The sequence below is a fragment of the Actinacidiphila alni genome (assembly GCF_900112845.1).
Lineage (GTDB): Bacteria > Actinomycetota > Actinomycetes > Streptomycetales > Streptomycetaceae > Actinacidiphila > Actinacidiphila alni.
In genome coordinates this window covers 100895-122434 of the sequence record NZ_FONG01000024.1, presented here as the reverse complement: position 1 = coordinate 122434, position 21540 = coordinate 100895, and the positions used below count along the sequence as shown (strand labels likewise).

At 73.1% G+C, this 21540-nt stretch carries 20 protein-coding genes; 9 read left to right on the top strand and 11 right to left on the bottom strand.

Annotated elements, in window-relative coordinates; translation table 11 throughout:
* Positions 1-305: 305 nt before the first annotated feature.
* The 5 genes from BM076_RS30425 to BM076_RS30405 form a co-directional block, all read right to left on the bottom strand.
* Positions 306-722 (bottom strand): NUDIX hydrolase, encoded by a 417-nt coding sequence (locus tag BM076_RS30425; RefSeq protein WP_093716953.1) that lies wholly within the window; start codon positions 720-722, stop codon positions 306-308.
* 3 nt (positions 723-725) lie between these two features.
* Positions 726-1970: a CHAD domain-containing protein gene (locus tag BM076_RS30420; RefSeq protein WP_245796524.1), complete on the bottom strand. Its 1245-nt coding sequence runs from the start codon at positions 1968-1970 to the stop codon at positions 726-728.
* On the bottom strand, positions 1948-4182 hold the full coding sequence (locus BM076_RS30415; RefSeq protein WP_407640733.1) for an RNA degradosome polyphosphate kinase: 2235 nt from the start codon (positions 4180-4182) through the stop codon (positions 1948-1950). The genes BM076_RS30420 and BM076_RS30415 overlap by 23 nt, the downstream gene beginning before the upstream one ends.
* Before the next feature lie 590 nt (positions 4183-4772).
* Positions 4773-5699 carry a mycothiol synthase gene (gene mshD, locus BM076_RS30410; protein ID WP_093716950.1) on the bottom strand — a complete coding sequence of 309 codons (927 nt, stop codon included), beginning with the start codon at positions 5697-5699 and terminating at the stop codon, positions 4773-4775.
* The gene (locus BM076_RS30405; protein WP_245796522.1) at positions 5696-6904 is read right to left on the bottom strand and encodes an MFS transporter; all 1209 of its coding nucleotides are present in this window, start codon (positions 6902-6904) and stop codon (positions 5696-5698) included. The genes mshD and BM076_RS30405 overlap by 4 nt, the downstream gene beginning before the upstream one ends.
* A gap of 256 nt (positions 6905-7160) precedes the next feature.
* Here BM076_RS30405 and BM076_RS30400 point away from each other — a divergent pair, with 256 nt between their 5' ends.
* The gene (locus BM076_RS30400) at positions 7161-9011 is read left to right on the top strand and encodes a bifunctional metallophosphatase/5'-nucleotidase (protein ID WP_093716949.1); all 1851 of its coding nucleotides are present in this window, start codon (positions 7161-7163) and stop codon (positions 9009-9011) included.
* Between the two features lie 14 nt (positions 9012-9025).
* Here BM076_RS30400 and BM076_RS30395 read toward each other — a convergent pair whose 3' ends face one another.
* The 5 genes from BM076_RS30395 to BM076_RS30375 form a co-directional block, all read right to left on the bottom strand.
* Complete coding sequence (locus tag BM076_RS30395; RefSeq protein WP_407640732.1) at positions 9026-10414, bottom strand: sensor histidine kinase; 1389 nt, start codon at positions 10412-10414, stop codon at positions 9026-9028.
* A gap of 47 nt (positions 10415-10461) precedes the next feature.
* A complete protein-coding gene (locus BM076_RS30390) occupies positions 10462-11211 on the bottom strand; it encodes a response regulator transcription factor (RefSeq protein WP_093716947.1) in 750 nt (249 codons plus the stop codon).
* A 92-nt stretch (positions 11212-11303) separates the two neighbouring features.
* On the bottom strand, positions 11304-12500 hold the full coding sequence (locus BM076_RS30385) for a S1C family serine protease (RefSeq protein WP_093716946.1): 1197 nt from the start codon (positions 12498-12500) through the stop codon (positions 11304-11306).
* Between the two features lie 160 nt (positions 12501-12660).
* Positions 12661-13686 (bottom strand): LacI family DNA-binding transcriptional regulator, encoded by a 1026-nt coding sequence (locus BM076_RS30380; protein WP_093716945.1) that lies wholly within the window; start codon positions 13684-13686, stop codon positions 12661-12663.
* A 52-nt stretch (positions 13687-13738) separates the two neighbouring features.
* Complete coding sequence (locus BM076_RS30375; protein ID WP_093716944.1) at positions 13739-14581, bottom strand: response regulator transcription factor; 843 nt, start codon at positions 14579-14581, stop codon at positions 13739-13741.
* Positions 14582-14759: 178 nt separating this feature from the next.
* Here BM076_RS30375 and BM076_RS30370 point away from each other — a divergent pair, with 178 nt between their 5' ends.
* The 8 genes from BM076_RS30370 (at position 14760) to BM076_RS30340 (ending at position 20894) form a co-directional block, all read left to right on the top strand.
* Complete coding sequence (locus tag BM076_RS30370; RefSeq protein ID WP_407640731.1) at positions 14760-15797, top strand: alpha/beta hydrolase; 1038 nt, start codon at positions 14760-14762, stop codon at positions 15795-15797.
* Between the two features lie 74 nt (positions 15798-15871).
* Positions 15872-16159: a MoaD/ThiS family protein gene (locus BM076_RS30365; protein WP_093716943.1), complete on the top strand. Its 288-nt coding sequence runs from the start codon at positions 15872-15874 to the stop codon at positions 16157-16159.
* 1 nt (position 16160) lies between these two features.
* Positions 16161-17792 carry a hypothetical protein gene (locus BM076_RS37745; RefSeq protein WP_245796519.1) on the top strand — a complete coding sequence of 544 codons (1632 nt, stop codon included), beginning with the start codon at positions 16161-16163 and terminating at the stop codon, positions 17790-17792.
* Positions 17793-17973: 181 nt separating this feature from the next.
* On the top strand, positions 17974-18675 hold the full coding sequence (locus BM076_RS30355; RefSeq protein WP_093716942.1) for an LmeA family phospholipid-binding protein: 702 nt from the start codon (positions 17974-17976) through the stop codon (positions 18673-18675).
* Positions 18676-18992: 317 nt separating this feature from the next.
* Complete coding sequence (locus BM076_RS38355) at positions 18993-19073, top strand: putative leader peptide (RefSeq protein WP_355342331.1); 81 nt, start codon at positions 18993-18995, stop codon at positions 19071-19073.
* A gap of 161 nt (positions 19074-19234) precedes the next feature.
* Positions 19235-20071, top strand: coding sequence for a sulfurtransferase (locus BM076_RS30350; RefSeq protein ID WP_093716941.1), 837 nt, complete (start codon positions 19235-19237; stop codon positions 20069-20071).
* Positions 20072-20090: 19 nt separating this feature from the next.
* Positions 20091-20381, top strand: a complete 291-nt coding sequence (locus BM076_RS30345) for a DUF1416 domain-containing protein (protein WP_093716940.1) — start codon at positions 20091-20093, stop codon at positions 20379-20381.
* 159 nt (positions 20382-20540) lie between these two features.
* Entirely contained in the window at positions 20541-20894 is a 354-nt protein-coding gene (locus BM076_RS30340) for a DUF3099 domain-containing protein (RefSeq protein ID WP_093716939.1), read from the top strand.
* 10 nt (positions 20895-20904) lie between these two features.
* Here the strand turns inward: BM076_RS30340 and BM076_RS30335 are convergent, their stop codons facing one another.
* Positions 20905-21513, bottom strand: a complete 609-nt coding sequence (locus tag BM076_RS30335; protein ID WP_093716938.1) for a TetR/AcrR family transcriptional regulator — start codon at positions 21511-21513, stop codon at positions 20905-20907.
* Between the last annotated feature and the right edge of the window lie 27 nt (positions 21514-21540).

The window sequence follows — 21540 nt, the reverse complement described above, 5'->3', positions numbered from 1 at the left end:
GATGCTCACCGGTAAGCCCGAAATTAGGCAGATGAAGTGAAGCGACCGGCGGGTGGAGGTGAACGCACGGTGAACCTCGCCCATCGGGGTGGTGCCGCTACGCGCGTCAAGCGTGCTGTGGTAACGAAGTGGTCTCCGGTGCTGCCGTTGCGTCACCCAGGAACACGGGCAGGTCACGGCCTCCGGGGTGGCCGTACGGCTCGGATTGGTCCGCCGGTTCACCGGCCGTCCACCTGAGGCGCCCTGCGGCCGGACTGACGGTGGGTGTTCCGCCGGCCTTCCGGAGAGGTCTCCGGGGGCGCCGGTCAGTCCTCCAGCGCCCGCAGCAGGGCGTCCACCAGCGGCCGGTCGCGGTCGTGCGTGAGCCGGCGCCGGGCCGCGGTCGGCGGCAGCCAGATCAGCCGGTCCACCTCGGCATTGGGGACGAACCGGCCCGTGCCCGCCTCGGCGGCCCAGTAGCGGACCTCCTTGGGACGGCCATCCACCCGGTAGTGCGTGGACGGCAGCCGGGCGCCGAGCGAGCAGCCGAGCCCGGTCTCCTCGCGGGTCTCGCGCAGCGCCGCGGCCGGGAATTCCTCACCTCGTTTGAGCTTGCCCTTCGGCAGGCTCCAGTCGTCGTACCTGGGCCGGTGCACCAGCGCCAGCTCGATGCCGTCGTAGTACGGCGAGGAGCGCCACAGCACGACGCCCGCCGCTTTGACGGCTCTGGCGGTCTTGGTCATGCGTCACTCCTTGCGCGCGCCCGGTACGGGGCTGCGCCGCGGGCCGCGGTCGCCCTGGTCGTCATCCGGGTCCTCGGGCCGGTCGTCCGGCTGCCACAGCCGGGAGAAGGCGAACCGGGCCGCCTCCACCTCGTGCCGCTGGTCGGCGTGGAGCACGCCCAGCGCGTACGCCGTGGCCGGCGCTATCCGCGGGGTGCGGGCCGCCGCCGCGACGGCCGCCGCGGACTCGGCCGCCTCCCGGTGCCTGGCCAGCAGCTCGGCCGCCGCGGAAAGGCGCCGGGCCGCGGCCTCGTCGTCCGGTCCCGCGCCCCGGCAGACCTCGGCCGCGTACCGGCTCAGCCGCAGCAGCACCCGGACCTGGTGCCAGGGCGAGTCCTGGAGGTCGGCGGTCAGTTCGGTGCCGAGCGCGGCCTGTACGGCCTCCGCGTTGTAGGGGTGCGCGGCGCGCAGCAGCGGGAGCGCGCCTGCCGCCTCGGCCAGCCGCCGGTCGGCCTGCGCGGCCAGCGGCGGCAGTACGGTCGCGGCCGGGCTCTCGGCGGCCGCGGTCAGCGGCACCTCGGAGGCCAGTACGGCGATGCTGTCGGCGAGCGCGTGGAAGCGGGAGGAGCCCATCGCCTGGAGCGTCGCGGAGTGCGCGCGGGTCCTGGCCAGGGTGAGCTGCCGGTCCAGCAGTGCCCCGGCGCGCGCGGCGCCCAGCGCGAGCGGGGCGCCGTTCCCGGAGGAAGCGGAGGGGGCGGGGGTAGCCGGGGCTTCCTCCCCGGAAGGAGCGTCCGCACCCTGCCCGGCACCGGCACCGGCACCGCCACTCGCACCGTCCGGCGCCTCCGGGTCGGCCGCCGCCGACAGCCGGCGCAGTGCCTCCAGCAGCCGCAGCAGCCGGCCGGCGTACTGCGGCTCGCGGGCCAGCGTGCCGGCCAGCCAGCCCAGTTCCGCGCGCAGCGGCTCCGCCCACGCCGGGTCGGTGAGCGGCGCGTAGATGTGCAGGACACCGCCGATCCGCCGGGCGCTGGCGCGCAGCTGCTCGTCGGCCTCCGTCTCGTGCTCGCCGCGCAGGCTCAGCGCCCGCAGGAAGGCGGTGGCCTGGTCGTGCAGATAACGGGCGAGGGTGGCCCCCGCGCTGCCGGTGAGCGCGTTCGCGCCCGTGGCGGTGGTCGTCGGGGGGCCGCCCGTGCCGGCGGCCGGCGGTCCCGGGTCGCCGCTCCCCGCGGGGGCCAGCGGGGGGCTGTCAGGTAGCTGCTGCTGGGCCACGCCGGCGCCTCCGGGCGTCGATGAGCATCTCCTGGACATGGCGCAGCGGCTTCCCCTCGGGGTCGGTGCTGTGCCGGGTCCAATTACCGTCTGCCGCCAGGTGCCAGGAGGATGTCGTGTCCGACATCCCGTCCTCCAGCAGGCGGTTGAGGGTGGCGCGGTGGACCGGGTCGGCGACCCTGACCAGCGCCTCGATGCGGCGGTCGAGGTTACGGTGCATCATGTCGGCGCTGCCGATCCATACTTCGGTCTCGCCGCCGTTGCCGAACGCGAACACCCGGGAGTGCTCGAGGAAACGGCCGAGGACGCTGCGGACCGTGATGTTCTCGGAGAGACCGGGCACGCCCGGCCGCACCGCGCAGATCCCGCGCACCCATATCTCCACCCGCACCCCGGCCTGCGAGGCGCGGTAGAGCGCGTCGATGATCTGCTCGTCGACGATGGAGTTGACCTTGAACCGGATGTACGCGGGGCGCCCGGCGCGGTGGTGCGCGATCTCCTCCATGATCCGGGAGATCAGGCCGTCGCGCAGGCTGCGCGGCGCGACCAGCAGCCGGTTGTAGACCTCGCGCCGCGAGTAGCCGGACAGCCGGTTGAACAGGTGCGACAGGTCCGCGCCCACCTGCGGGTCGGCGGTCAGCAGCCCCAGGTCCTCGTACAGCCGGGCGGTCTTGGGGTGGTAGTTGCCGGTGCCGACGTGGCTGTAGCGGCGCAGGGTGTCGTCCTCCTGGCGCACCACCAGCGACAGCTTGCAGTGCGTCTTCAGGCCGACCAGGCCGTACACCACATGGCAGCCGGCCTCCTCCAGCTTGCGGGCCCACTTGATGTTGGCCTGCTCGTCGAAGCGCGCCTTCAGCTCGACCAGCACCAGCACCTGCTTGCCCGCCTCGGCCGCGTCGATCAGCGCGTCCACGATCGGCGAGTCGCCGGAGGTGCGGTACAGCGTCTGCTTGATCGCCAGTACGTCCGGGTCGGCGGCGGCCTGGTCGAGGAACGCCTGCACGGAGGTGGAGAAGGAGTCGTACGGGTGGTGCAGCAGTACGTCCCGGCGGCGCAGCGCCGCGAAGATGTCGGGCGCCGACGCGGACTCCACCTCGGCCAGGTCGCGGTGGGTGCCGGCCACGAACTTGGGGTATTTCAGCTCCGGCCGGTCCAGGCCCGCGATGGCGAACAGGCCGGTCAGGTCCAGCGGACCCGGCAGCGGGTAGACCTCGTTGTGCTTCATCTTCAGCTCGTGCACGAGCAGGTCGAGCACGCGCGGGGCGATGGACTCCTCGACCTCCAGCCGTACCGGCGGGCCGAAGCGGCGGCGCATGAGTTCCTTCTCCAGCGCCTGGAGGAGGTTCTCGCCGTCGTCCTCCTCCACCTCCAGGTCCTCGTTGCGCGTGACCCGGAACATGTGGTGGTCGAGCACCTCCATGCCGGGGAACAGCTCCTCCAGGTGCGCCGCGATCACGTCCTCCAGCGGCACGTACCGCTGCGGGCTCGCCTCCAGGAAGCGCGACAGGATCGGCGGCACCTTCACCCGCGCGAAGTGCTCGTTGCCCGAGACGGGATTCCGTACGACCACGGCCAGGTTCAGCGACAGGCCGGAGATGTACGGGAACGGGTGCGCGGGGTCCACGGCCAGCGGGGTCAGCACCGGGAAGATCTGCTGCCGGAACAGCGTGAACAGCCGCGCCTGCTCCTTCTCGGTCAGCTCCTGCCAGCGGATGACGTGGATGCCCTCGTCGGCCAGCTGCGGCGCCACGTCGTTCTGGAAGCAGGCGGCGTGCCGTGCCATCAGCTCGCGCGACCTGGTCAGGATCAGGTCCAGCACGTCGCGCGGCTGCGCGCCGGACGCGGCGCGGGTGGCGACACCGGTCGCGATGCGGCGCTTGAGGCCGGCGACCCTGACCATGAAGAACTCGTCGAGATTGCTGGCGAATATCGCCAGGAAGTTAGCCCGTTCGAGCAGCGGGGTGGCCGGATCCTCGGCCAGCTCCAGCACGCGCTCGTTGAACGCCAGCCAGCTGCGTTCCCGGTCCAGGAAGCGGTTCTGCGGCAGTTCCTCGCCGAATTCCTCGCTCGCCTCGCCGAGGCTCGGCCCCGGATCGGGTTCCGGCGCCGGTACGACCCTGGGCCGGAACGCGCCGGACGCGCCGTCCCGCCCGCCTCCCGTCAGGGACTGCTGGGGCTGGCTGGGAACGCTGGGGTGATTCGTCTGGGCCATGGGATGCGAGCCCTCCTCCGGGTCCGGCACGTCGTACGTGCGGCCGGCGGCCGTTTCAGGGCGACCTTGGGCCGTCGCTCCATTGTCCCGTCTACCCGAAGGTTTCGGCAGGTCGGGCGGGGGTGAGGGTGTGGGGGCAGCGGGCTGCATCCTGCGATGCTCGCAAGGCCGGTTGAACCGTCGGTAAAGAGAGCGTTGCCGTCAGGCAAGCGGGACGCTTCCAGCGAGGGTGCCGCCCACCCACGGCCCGGGCCCCCACCGGGCCCCTCCGCCCACCTCGCGCACGACGGTACGCCCCGTCCCTGGGGCACGGCCCCTGCCCCCGCACTTTGCGGAAGTGGGTGCCTGATCTCCTGCGGAGTGCGGGAGTCAGGTCTTTTAAGGGGCGCGGGGAACTGCGCGCTCAGCCCCCACCGGCCCGGTGGTCGCAAAACAAACAGCGTCTGCCCCGCTGGGGGCGGGTTTTTGTCTGAAGGCGCGCTGCGGCTGGGCGCGCAGTTCCCCGCGCCCCTGAAGGGGCACCCTCCTCCGCAGAGGTGCGGGTACAGGGGCCGCGCCCCTATCAGGCACCCCCCTCCGGAGGAGACGGGTCAGGACTCGGTGCGGTACATGAGGTCGACCTCGTGGGTGGTGAAGCCCAACCGCTCGTACACCGCGACAGCGGAACCGTTGTCGGCGTCGACGTAGAGCATCGCCGTGCGCAGCCCGCGGTCGAGGGCGAGGTGGCGCAGGCCGAGGGCGGTGAGGGCGCGGCCGAGGCCGCCACCCTGCTCGGACGGGAGGACCCCGACGACATAGACCTCGCCCAAGCCATCCGCAGGATGCACCTTGGTCCAGTGGAAGCCCACGAGATCGGGCCCGCGGAAGGCGAGGAAGAAGCCGGCCGGGTCGAACCAGGGCTCGGCGAGCCGGTCGGCGAGGTCACGCCGGGTGAGCGAGCCCTGCTCGGGGTGGTGGGCGAAGGCGGCGGCGTTGACGGCGAGCCAGGCGTCCTCGTCCTGCCCGGGGACGAAGGTCCGGACGGTGACCCCGTCGGGAAAGCGCGGCTCCGGCAGGTCCGCGGCGTCCGCCGCGAGCGGGCGCCGCAGCTGCCGCAGCTCACGGAAGAGCTTGAGGCCGAGCCGCTGCGCGAGGTGCCGCGCGGCGGGGTGGCCGCCGTGCGCCCAGACCCGTACGCGCTTGCCGGTGGCGTCGAGGACGGCGTCGGCCAGCGCGCGGCCGTGGCCGCGGGAGCGCCGGTCGGGGTGGACGAGGAGTTCCGCGGCGGGCGCCTCGACCGGGTCGGCGCCGTCGACCTGCGCGTACCCCGTCAGCTCGGGTCCGCCGGAGTCCTCGGACGGGGTGCGGAGCAGCAGGTGCCGTACGCCCTCGCGGGCGCCGCCGCGCAGATGGAGCCGGCCGTTCTCCGAGACCGCGGGCTGCCCGTCCGCCGCGGCGGCGGCCCCGATCAGGTCGAGCACCGCGTCCGCGGTGCCGGCGGGAAGTTCGGTCAGGGCCTCGATCCGCGCGTCGTTCATGCCGTGATCGTACGGCGGGCGGCTCCGGAGCCGGCGCTTGCGTCGTCCTCCGCCGTCCGGCGCGGCACGGGCACGATCAGCGCGGAGGCACAGGTCAGGGCGGCGGCCAGTGCGAAGCCCGGCCAGTAGGCGGTGGCCGAGATCACCGCGGCCATGACCGGCGGGACGATCGCGGCGGTCAGATTCTGGCCGGTGTTGTGGACGCCGAGCGCCCGTCCCGACCAGGCGGGACCCGCGTGCTCGGCGGTGGAGGTGAAGGACAGGCCGTTGGTGGACGAGGTGATCGCGATCGCGGCGACCAGCAGGGCGGGGGTGACCGGGGACGGCCAGGCGGTGCCGATCGCGGTCGCCGCGACCACGGCGGCGGTCAGGACGGCCAGCTGCCGCATCGGGCGCAGCCTGCTGCCCACGTGGTCGGACCAGCGGCCGACCAGGATGCGGGACACCGCGCCCATTCCCTGGGCGACGGCGATGAGCTGCCCGGCGTGCGTGGGCGACCAGCCGCGGACGTCCACCAGCAGCACCAGCGCGAAGGCGCCCGCGGTGAACTGCGGGACCACCAGCAGCGCCGCCGAGCCGTGGATGCGCCACAGCAGCCGGGAGCCGCGGTACGGGTTGGGCGCGGGCCCGGCCGCTGCCGCTGCCGTCCGCGCCGGGTCGGCGGCGAACAGCGCGATCAGGACGGCGATCACCGCGCAGATCACGGCCAGGAAGCCGAAGGCGCCGCGCAGCCCGTGCCCGGCGGCCAGCGGCGGCATGGCCAGCGCGGCCACGCCCATGCCGAGCGGGGTGGAGGTCTGCCGGATGCCCATGGCCAGGCCGCGTTCCTTCGCCGAGAACCAGCCCATGACCAGGCGTCCGCTGGCCGAGTAGACCGACGCGCCGGCCGCTCCCGCCAGCACCAGCAGCGCGCCGAGCGCGGCCATGCCGTGCGCGGCCCAGGCGGCGCCGCCCAGCGCGACGGCCGCGGCGCCGAGGCCGAGCGCGATCACCACCCGCTCGCCCCACCGGTCGGCCGCCGCGCCCCACAGGTAGAGGGCGAGGACGAGTCCCGCGGTCGGGCACGCCACCAGGAAGCCGACCTGGGTGAGGCTCAGCCGCTCCTGTCCGCGCAGTTCGTCGGCCAGGTAGGGGACTCCGTAGACAAAGGCACAGGCCGCGGTCTGCGCGGCCGTGCCGAGCGCCAGCATGATCCAGCGACGCACGTCGAACGCACCTCCTCGGTGGGTGGGTGGTGCAGTCAACTATGAAGGGTGATCCGCTGGCTGAGACAGCCTGTTCCGCATGATGAGACATGCGACGGGGTGTGTCCGCGTGCCGACAGAAGCCGCGCATCCTCGCACGTCACCCGGTCTTCACCCCGGAAACCCTGACGCGCTACGCGCGTTGACCCTAAGCTGCCGTGCGCATGACCCAGCCTTGACCGGTTATTGACCCGAGTTGAATGACCCGAGGGAAGCCATGTCATCCACGTCATCCCTGCCTCTGACGCGCAGAATCTCGGCCGCGGCCGTGGGACTCCTCGCCGTCGGCGCGCTCGTCGCGGCCGGACCCGCCCCGCACGGCGGCGGTCACCACGGCGGCGGCCACGGGCACGGCCACGGCCCGACGCACGGCCACGGCGGTGGTCACGGCGGCCACGGCCACCCGGCCCGCACGGTCGACCTCCAGCTCCTCACCATCAACGACTTCCACGGCAATCTGGAGCCCCCGGCCGGCTCCTCCGGCCGGGTCACCGAGCTGGAGCCGGACGGCAGCACCAGGACCATCGACGCGGGCGGCGTGGAGTATCTGGCCAACAGCCTGCGCACCGCCCGCAAGGGCCACGACCGCTCCCTGACCGTCGCCGCCGGCGACCTGGTCGGCGCCAGCCCGCTGCTGTCCGGCCTCTTCCACGACGAGCCGACCGTCGAGGCGATGAACAAGATCGGCCTGGACGTCACGAGCGTCGGCAACCACGAGTTCGACGAGGGCAAGGACGAGCTGCTGCGGCTGCAGAACGGCGGCTGCCACCCGGTCGACGGCTGCTACGAGCAGGGCAAAACCTTCAAGGGCGCCGACTACCCGATCCTGTCGGCGAACGTCGTCAACGAGAAGACCGGCCGCCCGCTGCTCGCGCCGTACACCGTCAAGAACGTCAAGGGCGTCCGCGTCGGCTTCATCGGTGTCACCCTCAAGGGCACCCCGGACATCGTCACCGCGTCCGGTGTGAAGGGCCTGAAATTCCTCGACGAGGCCGAGACGGTCAACAAGTACACCGCGATCCTGCGCAAGCAGGGCGTCAGGTCCGTCGTCGCGCTGATCCACGAGGGCGGCTTCCCGGTCTCCGGGAACTACAACTACGACTGCGACAGCGGCGGCGCGGGCAACGGCATCTCGGGGCCGATCGTCGACATCGCCAAGAAGATCTCACCGGACGTGGACGCGCTGGTCACCGGCCACACCCACAACGCGTACGTCTGCACCATCCCCGATCCGGCGGGCCGGCCGCGGCTGGTCACCAGCGCCTCGTCCTTCGGCCGCCTCTACGGCGAGCTGGACATGAAGGTCGACACCCGGACCGGCGACATCGTGCGCACCTCGGTCAAGGGCAGCAACCACGTCGTGGACCGCACGCAGCCCAAGGCCGCCGACATGACCGCGCTGATCAGCCGCTGGAACACCATCGCCGCGCCGATCGCCGGCCGCACCATCGGCTGGATCAGCGGCGACATCGGCCGCACCGGCACCAATGAGACACCGCTCGGCGACCTGATCGCCGACGCCCAGCTCGAGTACGGCAGGACCCTCGACCCCGGCGTGCGGATCGCGCTGATGAACCCCGGCGGCATCCGTACCGACCTGGTCTACGCGCCCTCCGGCAGCGAGGGGAACGGCGTCGTCACGTACGCCGAGGGCTTCGCCGTACAGCCGTTCAGCAACACCGTGAATCTGGAGACGCTGACCGGCGCGCAGCTGATCGCCGCGCTCCAGCAGCAGGTCAGCGGGCCCAACGAGGCCGCGCCGAAGATCCTCCAGATCTCCGCCGGGCTCACCTACACCCTCGACCTCACCAAGTCCGGCGCGGACCGTGTCGTCGCGGACTCCGTCAAGCTCGACGGCGTACCGATCGACCCGGCCGCGAGCTACCGCGTCGCCATGAACAACTTCCTGACCGGCGGCGGCGACGGCTTCCCCGCCCTCGCGCAGGGCTCGGACCTGCTGGTCGGCGGCGACGACCTGGCGGCCTTCGCGTCCTACCTGACCGCCCACTCGACGGCCGCGGCGCCGATCGCCCCGCCGGCCGCCGACCGGATCACCGTCGTCAAGTAGCCCGCGAAACGGGCCTATTCGTCGAACCCCTGGTATTCCGCGGGGGCCTCGGGCGGTTCGGGCGGCGGGGTCGGGGCTCCCGGCAGCCGGAGGGTGGCGAGCGTGCCGCCCCCCGGCGCCCGGGTCAGCGTCACCTCGCCGCCCGACTGCTGCACGGTGCGCGCCACGATCGACAGGCCGAGCCCGCTGCCCGGCAGCGACCGCGCCGACGGCGAGCGCCAGAACCGCTCGAAGACGTGCGGCAGTTCCTCCTCCGGAATGCCGGGACCGTGATCCCGTACGGTCAGCCGCCCGTCGCGCAGCCGCACCTCGATCTCGCCGCCGGGTGGGCTGAACTTCACCGCGTTGTCCAGCAGATTGACGATCGCCCGCTCCAGTGCCGCCGGTTCGGCCCGTACGTACCAGGGCGCCAGCTCCGCCGTGATCTTCAGGTCCGGGCCGCGCAACCGCGCCCGCTCCAGCGCCGTCTCCGCGCTCGCGTGCAGCGCCACCACTTCCAGGGTCGGTACGGCGTCCGGCCGTGACAGCTCCTGCAAGTCGCCGATCAGCGACGCCAGTTCGGTCATCTGCGCCTTCACCGACGCCAGCAGCGCCCTGCGGTCCTCCGGCGGGATCGCCCGGCCGGTCGCCTCGCTGCGTTCCAGCAGCTCGATATTGGTGCGCAACGACGTGAGCGGGGTGCGCAGTTCGTGCCCCGCGTCCGCGATGAGCTGCTGCTGCCGGTCGCGGGAGGACGCGAGCGCGGACGTCATCGCGTTGAACGAGGCGCTGAGCCGGGCGATTTCGTCCTCGCCCTCCACCGGGATGCTGACGTTCAGGTCCTCGGTGCGGGCGATGTGCTCGACCGTCTCCGTGAGCCGGTCCACCGGGCGCAGCCCGGCCCGGGCGATCCACAGCCCCGCGCTCGCCGCGCCGACGACGCCGACACCCGCCACCGCGAGCAGGACCCACGCCAGTTGGTCGAGGGTGTGGTCGGTCTCGGACAGCGGCCGGGAGATGGACAGCGCCAGATTGGTGCGGCTGGAGAAGTTGGGGCCGACATTGACGAGCTGCACGGTGTAGACGCGCACCGACTTCCCGCTGTCGGTCCTGGCGTTGTGCGTCGCGGACTCCAGCTCGCCCTTGGCCACCCGGGTGTCGGTGCCCTGCACCTTGACCGCGGCCGAGTTCGGCCCGACGCAGCGGCTGCCGCCGGCCTCCACCACCTGGACGCTGGTCAGCCCCGGCGGGAGGTCGGAGCGGCTGGGCGCGTCGGGCTGGCAGTTGCGCAGGATCGTGTTGACGTACGCGGTGGTGCCGCCGGCGGGCACCTGGTCGCGCAGCGTCGCGTCGACCTGCCGGATCAGCTGGTCCCGGGTGATGAACCAGCAGGCCAGCGCGACGAGCGCGACGGCAACCGCCACGGCGGCGGCCGTCAGGATCGTCAGCCGGGACCGGAGCGGGAGCCGCCTCACGCGTGGCCGCCGTGACCGCCGTCCGGGGCGCGCAGGACGTACCCCACGCCTCGGACGGTGTGGACCAGCCGCGGCATGCCGCCGGCCTCGGTCTTGCGCCGCAGGTACATGACGTAGACGTCCAGCGAGTTGGACGACGGCTCGAAGTCGAAGCCCCACACGGCCTTGAGGATCTGCTCGCGGGTGAGGACCTGGCGCGGGTGGGTGAGGAAGAGTTCCAGCAGGGTGTACTCGGTGCGGGTCAGCTCGACCGGCCGGCCGTCGCGGGTGACCTCGCGGGTGGTGGTGTCCATCCGCAGGTCGGCGAAGGTCAGCGCGTGGCCGGCGTCGTCGCCCGCGTGCGCGCCGGCCGCGTAGGAGCTGCGGCGCAGCAGGGCGCGCAGCCGGGCCAGCAGCTCGTCCAGTTCGAACGGCTTGACGAGGTAGTCGTCGGCGCCCGCGTCGAGGCCGGTGACGCGGTCGCCGACGGTGTCCCGCGCGGTGAGCATGAGGATCGGCGTGGTCACCCCGGTGGCGCGCAGCCGCCGCGCCGTGGTGAGACCGTCCATCCGCGGCATGAGGACGTCCAGCACGATCGCGTCCGGGTGGTACGCGTCCGCCTGCTCCAGGGCGGCGATCCCGTCGGCGGCCAGCGCGGTGTCGTACCCCTCGAACACGAGGGTGCGGCGCAGGGCCTCCCGTACGGCGGGCTCGTCGTCCACGATCAGGATGCGGGCGGGTGCCTCGCCGCTGTCGCCGGGGGTCATGGTGTCGGGTACCTCGCTGGTCCGCAGGGCTGCTGCTGTATGGCTGGTGCCGGGATTCTCCCAGCGTCGCACGGCGGGGGCGCCTGGGCCGCTCAGAAGCCGCCGAAGCCGCCGCTGCTGTCGCCGTTGCCGCTGGTCCCGTCGCTGCTGCCGTTCCCGTTCCCGTTGTCACTGTCGCTGTTGTCGCTGGTGCCGCCGGCCCGGAGCTTGGCCAGGTCGGACTTGACGGTGTCGATCGGGATCGCGAAGCCGAGGCCGACGCTGCCCGCGCTGCTGCTGCCGCCGGAGGACGAGGCGTCGGAGTACATCGCGGAGTTGATGCCGATGATCTGGCCGCTCATGTTGATCAGGGCGCCGCCGGAGTTGCCGGGGTTGAGCGAGGCGTCGGTCTGGATCGCCTTGTACGTGGTGGTGGAGCTGCCGGTGTTGCCGTTGTACTGGTTGCCGCCGAAGGAGAACGGCCACTGGCCGTTGCCGCCCTGGCCCTGCCCCTGGCCCTGGCTCTCGTCGGTGGACACGGTCACGTCGCGGTTGAGCGAGGACACGATGCCGCTGGTGACGGTGCCGGTCAGGCCCTCGGGGGAGCCGATGGCCACCACCTGGTCGCCGACCGCGATCTTCGAGGAGTCGCCGAGCGTGGCCGCGGGCAGCCCGCTGGCGCCCTGCACCTTGATCAGCGCCAGGTCCTTGGCGGAGTCGGTGCCGACCACCGAGGCGGTGGCCTTCTTGCCGTTGCTGTACGTCACGGAGACGGAGTCGGCACCGGCGATGACGTGGTTGTTGGTGATGACCTCGCCGTCGCTGGTGATGATCACACCGGCGCCGGTCGACTTGCCCTCGCTGGACGTCGCGTTGATCTCGACGACGCTGGGGCTGACCGCCTTGGCCACGCTGCTGACGCTGCCGTCCACGACGCTCGCGTTGACCGCGGTACTGGCCGTCGTACTGCTGCCGGAGTCGTGCGTGGCGTTGCCGATCAGCGCGCCGGCGCCGCCGCCGATCACGCCGGCCGCGAGGGCGACCGCGGCGAACAGCGCGACGGGCCTGCGGGCCCGGCGGCGCCCGGCGGGCACCGGCTCCCCGGGCGGCTCGGCCGCGGCGGCCACCGCGCCCGTGCCCGGCTCGTACGGGGGCGGCGGCGGGAAACCGGTCGCCGACGGCGCGTCGAAGTCGGGCGCCCGGTGCACGGGCTGGACCGGCTGGACGGCCGTGTCGGGCTCGGAGGAGAACGGAAGCTGCGGGTCGGACGGGTACTGGTGGGGTTCGCCGTTGCGGCTGCTCTCGGTCATGTCAATGACTGTGGGCCCGGAAGATGAGAGCTTCCTGAGCACTCGCTGAGAAGCCCGGCAGAAGTAGATATGCCCTATATAAAGAAGATCACGCAAGACGCCGCACGTGCGGGCTCACGTGCACCGGCTCGCGTGCACCCGGCTCGCGTATGGCAGCGGCTCACGCGTGGCAGCCGCACGAGCCCCGCAGCACCAGCCGGGACGGGAACTGCCGCAGCCGCTCGCGCCGGGCGCCGGGCACCCGCAGCGAGTCGTCGAGCACCGCGTCCACCGCCGCCCGGGCCATCGCCTGCCGGTCGGAGGCCACCGTGGTGAGCGGCGGATCGGCGAGCGCGGCCTCCTTCACGTCGTCGAAGCCGGCCACCGCGAGCTGTTCGGGCACGTCGATCCGCAGTTCGCGGGCGGCCCGCAGCACGCCGATCGCCTGGTCGTCGGTGGCGCAGAAGATGGCCGGCGGCCGGTCGGGCCCGGACAGGATGCCGAGCGCGACCTCGTACGCGTCGTAGCGGTTGTACGGAGCCTGGAAGAGGCGGCCCTCCGTGGACCGCCCCGCCTCCTGCATGGCCCGCCGCCAGCCGACGACGTGGTCGGTGACGGGGTCGCCGATCACCGGCGTCTTCTCCATGCCGCCGAGGCAGGCGACGTACTCGTGCCCGTGCTCCAGCAGGTGGCGGGTGGCGAGCTGGGCGCCGCCGATGTCGTCGGTGACGACAGCGATGTCGTCGATGGCCTCGGGGCGCTCGTGCAGCAGCACCACGCGGGCGTCCCAGGCGTCGATCTCGGTCGCCGCGTTCTCGCTGGGGCCCTGGCTGATCAGGATCAGGCCGGAGACCCGCATACCGAGGAAGGCCCGCAGATAGTGCACCTCGCGCTCGTCGAGGTAGTCGGAATTCCCGACCAGCACCATCTTGCCGCGCTCGGACGCCGCCTGTTCGACCGCGTGCGCCATCTCCGCGAAGAACGGCTGGCGCGCGTCCGGCACGATGAGGCCGATGAGGTCGGTACGGCGGCTCGCCATCGCCTGGGCCACGCGGTCCGGGCGGTAGCCGAGCTGCTTGATGGCCGCGAGCACGCGCTCGCGGGTGGCCGGGGCTACCGGCCGGGGTCCGTTGTTGATGACGTAGCTGACGACCGCGGTGGACGTCCCCGCCAGCCTTGCCACGTCGTCACGCGTCACCTTGGGCACGTCGCGCAGTCTACGCGTGTCTATCCCGCCGTCACATGGATCGTCATACCGGTCATACGGTCCGTCCTGCCGATTGTCCGGCCGGGTGTCCCGCGGCCTGTCCGGCAGAGCCGTCCGCGGACCCGGGCCGCTCCACCGGTACGTCGGCGGGCTCGTCGCCCGGGCGCGGCCCGCGGCCCTGCGCGGCCTCGCTCCTGGCGGCCTCCTCGGCGGCCCGCTCGACCTTCTCCGGCGTCACGAAGCGGTAGCCGACATTGCGGACGGTGCCGATCAGCGACTCGTGCTCGACGCCGAGCTTGGCGCGCAGCCGCCGTACGTGCACGTCCACCGTGCGGGTGCCGCCGAAGTAGTCGTAGCCCCACACCTCCTGGAGGAGCTGGGCGCGGGTGAAGACCCGGCCGGGGTGCTGCGCCAGGTACTTCAGCAGCTCGAACTCCTTGAAGGTCAGGTCCAGCACCCGGCCCTTGAGCTTGGCGCTGTAGGTGGCCTCGTCGACCGACAGGTCGCCGTTGCGGATCTCCATCGGGCTGTCGTCGGTGACGATCTGCTGGCGGCCCATGGCCAGCCGCAGCCGGGCCTCGACCTCGGCGGGGCCCGCGGTGTCCAGCAGCACGTCGTCGATCCCCCAGTCCGCGGTCACCGCGGCCAGGCCGCCCTCGGTGACGACCAGCATCAGCGGGCAGCCGGGCCCGGTGGAGCGCAGCAGCTGGCACAGGCTGCGCACCTGCGGCAGGTCACGGCGGCCGTCGATCAGGATCACGTCGGCGCCGGGGGTGTCCACCAGGGCCGGGCCCTCGGCGGGCGCGACGCGGACGCTGTGCAGCAGCAGCCCGAGCGCGGGCAGCACTTCGGTGGATGGCTGGAGGGCGTTGGTCAGAAGCAGGAGAGAACTCACCGCAGACTCCCGTCGGTCGTCCGGACGTCACATCGGTGCGCGTCATTTCCGCGCGCGGTGCGCTTGCTCATTTCTGAACCCTCCTCGGTCCCTGCGAGGACGTGCGGCGTGCCGGGAAAGCACGAAAGGACCCGGGGGCGACATTGCCCAGGTCCTCTGGCACGGAAGAATAGCCCACATGGACAGCCCTGCCGAGCCCCTTGACCAGCAAAAGCGTGTAGCTCCGATCACTTCGGGTGGCGGTAAGGCCGCTGGGTTGACGACGCTGCTGACGGCCGACGGCATCGCGATCGAGGCGGAACACCGCCTGTCGGACGCGGAAATCGTGAGTGAATACGGCGGCCGGCGGGACGGTACGGAGGGCGCCGGGCCCGCCGGCGCGGGCGCGTACCGGGAGCGGGAATCGGCCATCGTCGTGGCGCACGGATTCACCGGTGCGCTGGAGCGGCCCGCGGTCCGTCGCGCGGCCCGTGTCCTGGCCGGATACGGGGGAGTGGTCACCTTCTCCTTCCGCGGGCACGGGCGTTCCGGCGGCCTGTCGACGGTGGGCGATCTGGAGGTGCTCGACCTGGACGCGGCGGTCGCCTGGGCCCGGCGGCTGGGCTACCGGCGGGTCGTCACGGTCGGCTTCTCGATGGGCGGCTCGGTCGTCCTGCGGCACGCGGCCGGGACGACGGTGCACGCGGCCGTACGGTCCGCCGAGCGGGCCTCGGCGCGGGCTTCGGTACGGCCGGAGGCAACCGGTGTGCGCCCCGCGCGTGACGGGCGCACGACGGCGCATTCACCGGCGCATGTGGACGCGGTGGTGTCGGTCAGCTCACCCGCCCGCTGGTACTACCGGGGCACCGCGCCCATGCGGCGCGTGCACTGGGCGATCACCCGGCCCGCCGGGCGGCTGGTCTCGCGCTACGGCCTGAAGACCCGGATCCGGCCGTCCGACTGGGACCCGGTGCCGCTCTCCCCGGTGGAGGCGGTGCCGCTGATCGCGCCCACCCCGCTGCTGATCGTGCACGGCGACCAGGACGGGTACTTCCCGCTGGACCACCCGCTGTCGCTGGCCGCGGCGGCCGGCGCCGACGGCGACAACGGGGACAACGGGAACAACACGGCCGAGCTGTGGATCGAGCCCGGCTTCGGGCACGCGGAGAACGCGGCGCGGGACGCGCTGCTGCGGCGGATCGGCGACTGGCTGACGAGCGGTGTTCCCGCCCGGTGACGCGGACGGGCCATGATGGACGACGACACAGGGCGCGCGGAGCGCGCCGAACGGAATGTGAGGACGGAGCCGTGATGGCTGCACCCGACACGGCCGCGGGCCCGGCGGCGGGCACGATCCGCTACTGGGCCGCCGCCAAGGCCGCCGCGGGCACGGCGGAGGAGCCGTACCGCGCGACGACCCTCGCGGACGCGCTCGCCGCGGCGCGCGAGCGGCACGCGCGCCGTCCGGAGTTCGCCCGCGTCCTGCTGCGCAGCTCCTTCCTCGTCGACGGCAACCCCGTCGGCACCCGGGACCACACCGAGGTCCTGCTGACCGACGGCCCCACGGTGGAGGTCCTCCCGCCGTTCGCGGGAGGATGACATGACCGAGCAGTGGCCTCCCGGCCAGAACGACGACCACGGCCGCCGGCCCGGCAGCCAGGACGATCCCGCCGCCCCCTACGGCGCTGACGCCCCCGGCCCGACCTCGCCGCGCCACGGCGGAAGCCCCGAAGGCCCGTACGGCGCCGGTGCGCCCGCCGCGGGCCACGACGCCCCGAACGCGGGTGGCCCCGGCTCCGGCGCCTTCGGCGGCCATGGCGCCTACGACTCCGCCCCCGGCGGGGCGTACGCCGCCGACCAGCAGGGGGCCGGCGCCGCGGGACACCCGCAGGGCGGTGGGCAGGTGCCCGGGCCGTACGCGTACGGGGCGAGCGGCGCGGAGCCGTATCCGTACGACGGCGCCTCCGGTTTCACCGGGGCAGAGAGCCACGGGCAGGGCGGCGGGTACGCCGACGGCACGTACGACGCGTACGGCGGCGGGCAGGTGCCGAGGCCTTACGCGTCCGGCACGTACGGGCAGGTGCCCGGGCCGTACGCGGACGGCGGCGCCCCCGGCCACCCCGGGACCCGGGACCACGGCCACGACGGGTACGGCGGCGGGCCGGCGTACGGCTCGGCGGGTTACGAGGGCGGCCATGACGGCGGGCGGACATACGTACCCGAGCCGCTGGCCGGGCCGATGCCGCCGTACGCGGAGCCGGGCGCGCCCTACGGCGCCCCGCAGGCGGGCGACTCGTGGGCCGGGCACGCGACGGCCGCGGGCGGCGACTGGCAGCAGGGCGCGGGCCACCCGCACCCGCAGGCGTACGGCGAGACGGAGCGGACCGCGGTGCTGCCGGTGGTGGAGAGCGTGCCGCAGCAGACGCCCGGCCGCAGGGCCGAGCCGACCGCGGCGGCGGAGGCGGCCGCCGGGACGCCGGTGCGCACCGGCTCCCCGATCATCGCCCCCGGGATCCAGCCCGCCGCCCTGACCGCGGCGCTCGGCCTGCTGATGGCGGGCGGCGCGGCGATCGGCAAGCCGGGCCTGGCCGTCGTGCTGGTGCTGCTCCAGGCGGTGACCGCGGCCGGCTGGTTCCGGCTGAACGGGATGTGGCCCGCCCGGCAGGGCATCGTGCTGGCGTTCCTGTCCGGCGTCACCGCCGACATCGGCCTGCTGATCGCGAGCGGCGACCACGGCCCCGAGGTGCTGCTCGGCACCCTCGGCGTGTGGCTGCTCCTCGTCCTGGTGCTGCAACTGCGGCACCACGGCTCGGGCGACGAACGCATGGCCTCGCTCACCGCGACCTCCGCGTCCACCCTGCTCACCGTGCTCGCCGCCGGTTACCTCGCGACCGCGACCTCCGACGCCGGGTCCGACCCGGTGGTGGTCGGCGCGATCGCGGTGGCCGCGGCCGCGCTGGTCCGCGCGCTGCCGCTGCCGGGCCCGGCCTCCGTGGTGGCCGCGCTGGCCGCCGCCGCGGCGACCGGCCTCGCCACCGGTTCCGCCACCGGGACGGCGAGCGGCGACGCCGTGCTGACCGCCGCGGCCTGCGGTGTCTGCGCGCTGGTCGGCCTGCGGGTGGCCAGCTACGACTTCCCGTCCCGCTTCGTCCACTTCACCGCGGGTGTGGCGCTGCCGCTGACCGCCGCGGCCCCGGCCGTCTACGTGCTGGGCCGCGCCCTCACCGGCTGACCTGACCGTACGGAAGCCCGGGCCCGCCGCACGCGCCGCCGTGCGGCGGCAACCCGGGGCCGGTCGGTAGCGGTTGAACACTTCGGGAACCGAACGACCGGCCCCGCCGTCAGGGGTGGGGGGAGATCACCCCGGGCGGCACACGGCAGCGCCCGGGCGCACGAGCGGGGAGAAGTGACGCATGAGAGTGGCGCGGACAGTTCTGATCGTCCTGGTGATCCTGGGCGGTCTGTTCGTCGCGGCCGACCGGATCACGGTCTCCGTCGCGCAGAACAAGGCGGCCGACCGCGCCGCGCTCACCCAGGGCCTGACCAGCAAGCCCAAGGTGTCGATCGAGGGCTTCCCGTTCCTCACGCAGGCGCTGTCCGGCAAGCTCGACGAGGTCAAGGTCACCGCCAAGGACATCGCGGCCGGCAACGGCGGCCAGACGCTGCGGATCGACAGCTTCCACGCCGACCTGCACGGCGTACGCCTCTCCGACGGCTACCGGCGCGCGGTCGCCGACTCCGCCGACGGCCTGGCCTTCCTCACCTACGCCGACCTCACCAAGGCCGCGCCGGCCGGCATTACCGTCTCCTCGGCGGGCGACGCCAAGAGCGAGAACGGCGGCGCGCTGGTCAAGCTGACCGGCACCTTCATGGGCGCGAAGCTGAGCGTGCTCAGCGAGGTGACCGTACGCGGCGCGGACTCCATCGGCCTCCGGGCGCGGACGCTGCCGAAGGCGTTCACGGCGCTGGGCCTGGACGACCAGGTGCGGCAGCAGATCGACTTCACCCGGCAGCTCACGCACCTGCCGGCCGGGATCGCGCTGACCTCGATCACCAGCACGCCGGACGGGCTGTCGGTGGCGGCGGGCGGCAAGCACGTGGTGCTCGCGAACTGACGGCTTCCCGGCCCGCGGGACCGCCGGGACCGTTCACCGGCTCTTCTTGTCCCGGCCCGGGTTCCGGGCGCCCGGAATTTCTCGCCGACTGAGACGGTGGTGTCCGCCCGGCGGTCGTCCGCAGGTCGGCGGCGTTGCCCGAACGGGCATACGAGCGGCGCGGCGGCGGTTCGGGCGGGCCGCGGACGGGGTAGGAAGGCGCTGGACGCGGTGCGGGCCGTTCGTCACGACGGTCCCCGTCCGCCATGCGGACGATCGCGTCTCACGATATGACACGACGGTGACACCTACGGGGTGATATCCCTACGATCGGGACCATGAAGCGACAGGCGGATCTCACGAAGCGGCGGGCAGTCGACCTGTGCCGCGTCGCCGCCATGCTCTGTCGCATGCCCTAGGGGCGGCGGTCCCCCCGTACCGATGCCGGCCGTGACGGCCCCCGGTACAGCCTGCCTCCCCGCCCCCGCCCGGCCGGCCGGGCGAGCCCCGCGCCCTGCACGCGTATCCCCGCGCTCCGTCGCGCAACCGCACATCCGTACTGCCCCGGAGGAGAAACAACATGAGCCGCAGTGACGTCCTGGTGGACGCCGACTGGGTCGAGGCCCACATCGACGACCCGAAGGTGGTCATCGTCGAGGTCGACGAGGACACGTCGGCGTACGACAAGAACCACATCAAGAACGCCGTCCGCATCGACTGGAAGCAGGACCTCCAGGACCCGGTCCGCCGCGACTTCATCGACCAGGCCGGCTTCGAGGCGCTGCTGTCCGCCAAGGGCATCGCCAACGACGACACCGTGGTGCTCTACGGCGGCAACAACAACTGGTTCGCCTCCTACGCCTACTGGTACTTCAAGCTGTACGGCCACGACTCGGTGAAGCTGCTCGACGGCGGCCGCAAGAAGTGGGAGCTGGACTCCCGCGACCTGGCCGTGGAGGTGCCGCAGCGCGCCGCGACCACGTACAAGGCCAAGGAGCAGGACACCTCGATCCGCGCCTTCCGTGACGACGTCGTCGCCGCGATCGGCTCGCTGAACCTGGTCGACGTGCGCTCGCCCGACGAGTTCTCCGGCAAGCTGCTCGCCCCGGCGCACCTTCCGCAGGAGCAGTCGCAGCGCCCCGGCCACGTGCCGAGCGCCCGCAACATCCCGTGGTCGAAGAACGCCAACGACGACGGCACCTTCAAGTCGGACGACGAGCTGAAGGCGCTGTACGCCGAGGAGCAGGTCGACCTGGCGAAGGACACCATCGCGTACTGCCGCATCGGTGAGCGCTCGGCGCTCACCTGGTTCGTGCTGCACGAGCTGCTCGACCAGGGCAACGTCAAGAACTACGACGGCTCCTGGACCGAATACGGCTCGCTGGTCGGCGTGCCGATCGAGCTCGGCTCCAACTGACCCCGGAGGACTGAACGTTATGTGTGGAGCCAAGGCCGGCGGGCCCGATCTGGCAGGAGTTGACGTGGCGAAAGAGACGATCATCCAGGGATCGGTGACCCGCGACGGCGAGCCGGTCAGCGGTTACGTGCGGCTGCTCGACGGCGGCGGCGAGTTCACCGCCGAGGTGCCGGTCTCGGCGACCGGGCAGTTCCGCTTCTTCGCGGCCCCCGGCACCTGGACCCTGCGCGCCCTCGTCCCGGGCGCCACGGTCGACCGCACGGTCGTCGCCCAGCAGGGCGCCGCGGCCGAGGTCGCCATCGCCGTCTGACCCCACCCCGTCCTGCCCCACCCGCAGAACCCGAAGGGCCGCACCCCGCGCAAGGGGGCGCGGCCCTTCGCATTGCCGTACCGCCCGGGCGGAGTCCGTTGCCGGCCCGGGCGGAGTCCGTGTGGTGCCTGGACGGAGTGCGCGACGTACCGTTGAAGGGTGAACGCGCGTCGCCGTCACTGGTACTTCGCCATGATGGGCACCTGCGTGGTGCTGTTCGTCACGGCGTGGTCGGTCGTGCGCCTGTGGTCGGTGCCGGCGGCGATCGCGATGTGCCTGGTGGCGATGGTCATTCCGCCGGTCGCGGCGATCGTGGCGAACCGGCGCGGTCCGGAGGACCGGTGGTGGGACGAGGCGCCGTTGCGCCCGCGGGACCGCAGGGAGCCGCCGCTGCCGCCCCCGCCGCCTCCTCCGCCGCCGAAGACCCCGGCGGGACAGGACCGGCAGGTGCGCGGCTCGTCCGGCGACCCGGAGTCCGACCGCTGGTGGGACGAGCTGGACCGCAGACCGTAGCGGGCCGGGCTCAGGGCGCCACGGCGCGGGCGACGCACTCCCGCAGCAGCGCCCGGCGGCGCTCGTGGTCGGCGGCGGGCTCCTCCGCCGTCGCGGTGTAGACACCGCTGGCCGGCGACCACGCGCAGGCCATGGAGATGACCAGGGTCAGCAGGTCGAAGGGGTCGCCCGCGCACAGCCGCCCCGCGGCCTGCTCGGCCGCGATCTCGGCGAGCTTCTGCTCGTGGTCGGCGCTGTCGAACCACAGCCCGGTCGGCCGCCGCTCCAACCGGATCCAGGCGATGAGCCGGACCAGGTCCGGCTGCCGCAGATTGTGGTCGTAGAGCCCGACCGCCCAGCCGGGCAGATCCGCCGCGTCGAACGGCCGCGCCTCGGTGGTGAAGCTGACCCGGTCGGCCACGACCGCGTCGAAAAGCCCGTCCTTGCTTCCGAAATAGCCGTAGAGCTGCGCCTTGTTCGTGTGCGCCGCCGCGATGATCCGGTCGATCCGCGCCCCGGCGATCCCGCGCGCCGCGAATTCCACCGCCGCCGCGTCGATGATCCGCCGGCTGGTCGCGGCGCCGCGCGCCGTCGAGGGGGCTGTCGGTGCGGAGGAAGAAGCGGGCGGTTCCGGCGGCATACGGGCCACGCTAGCAGAATCCGTAAA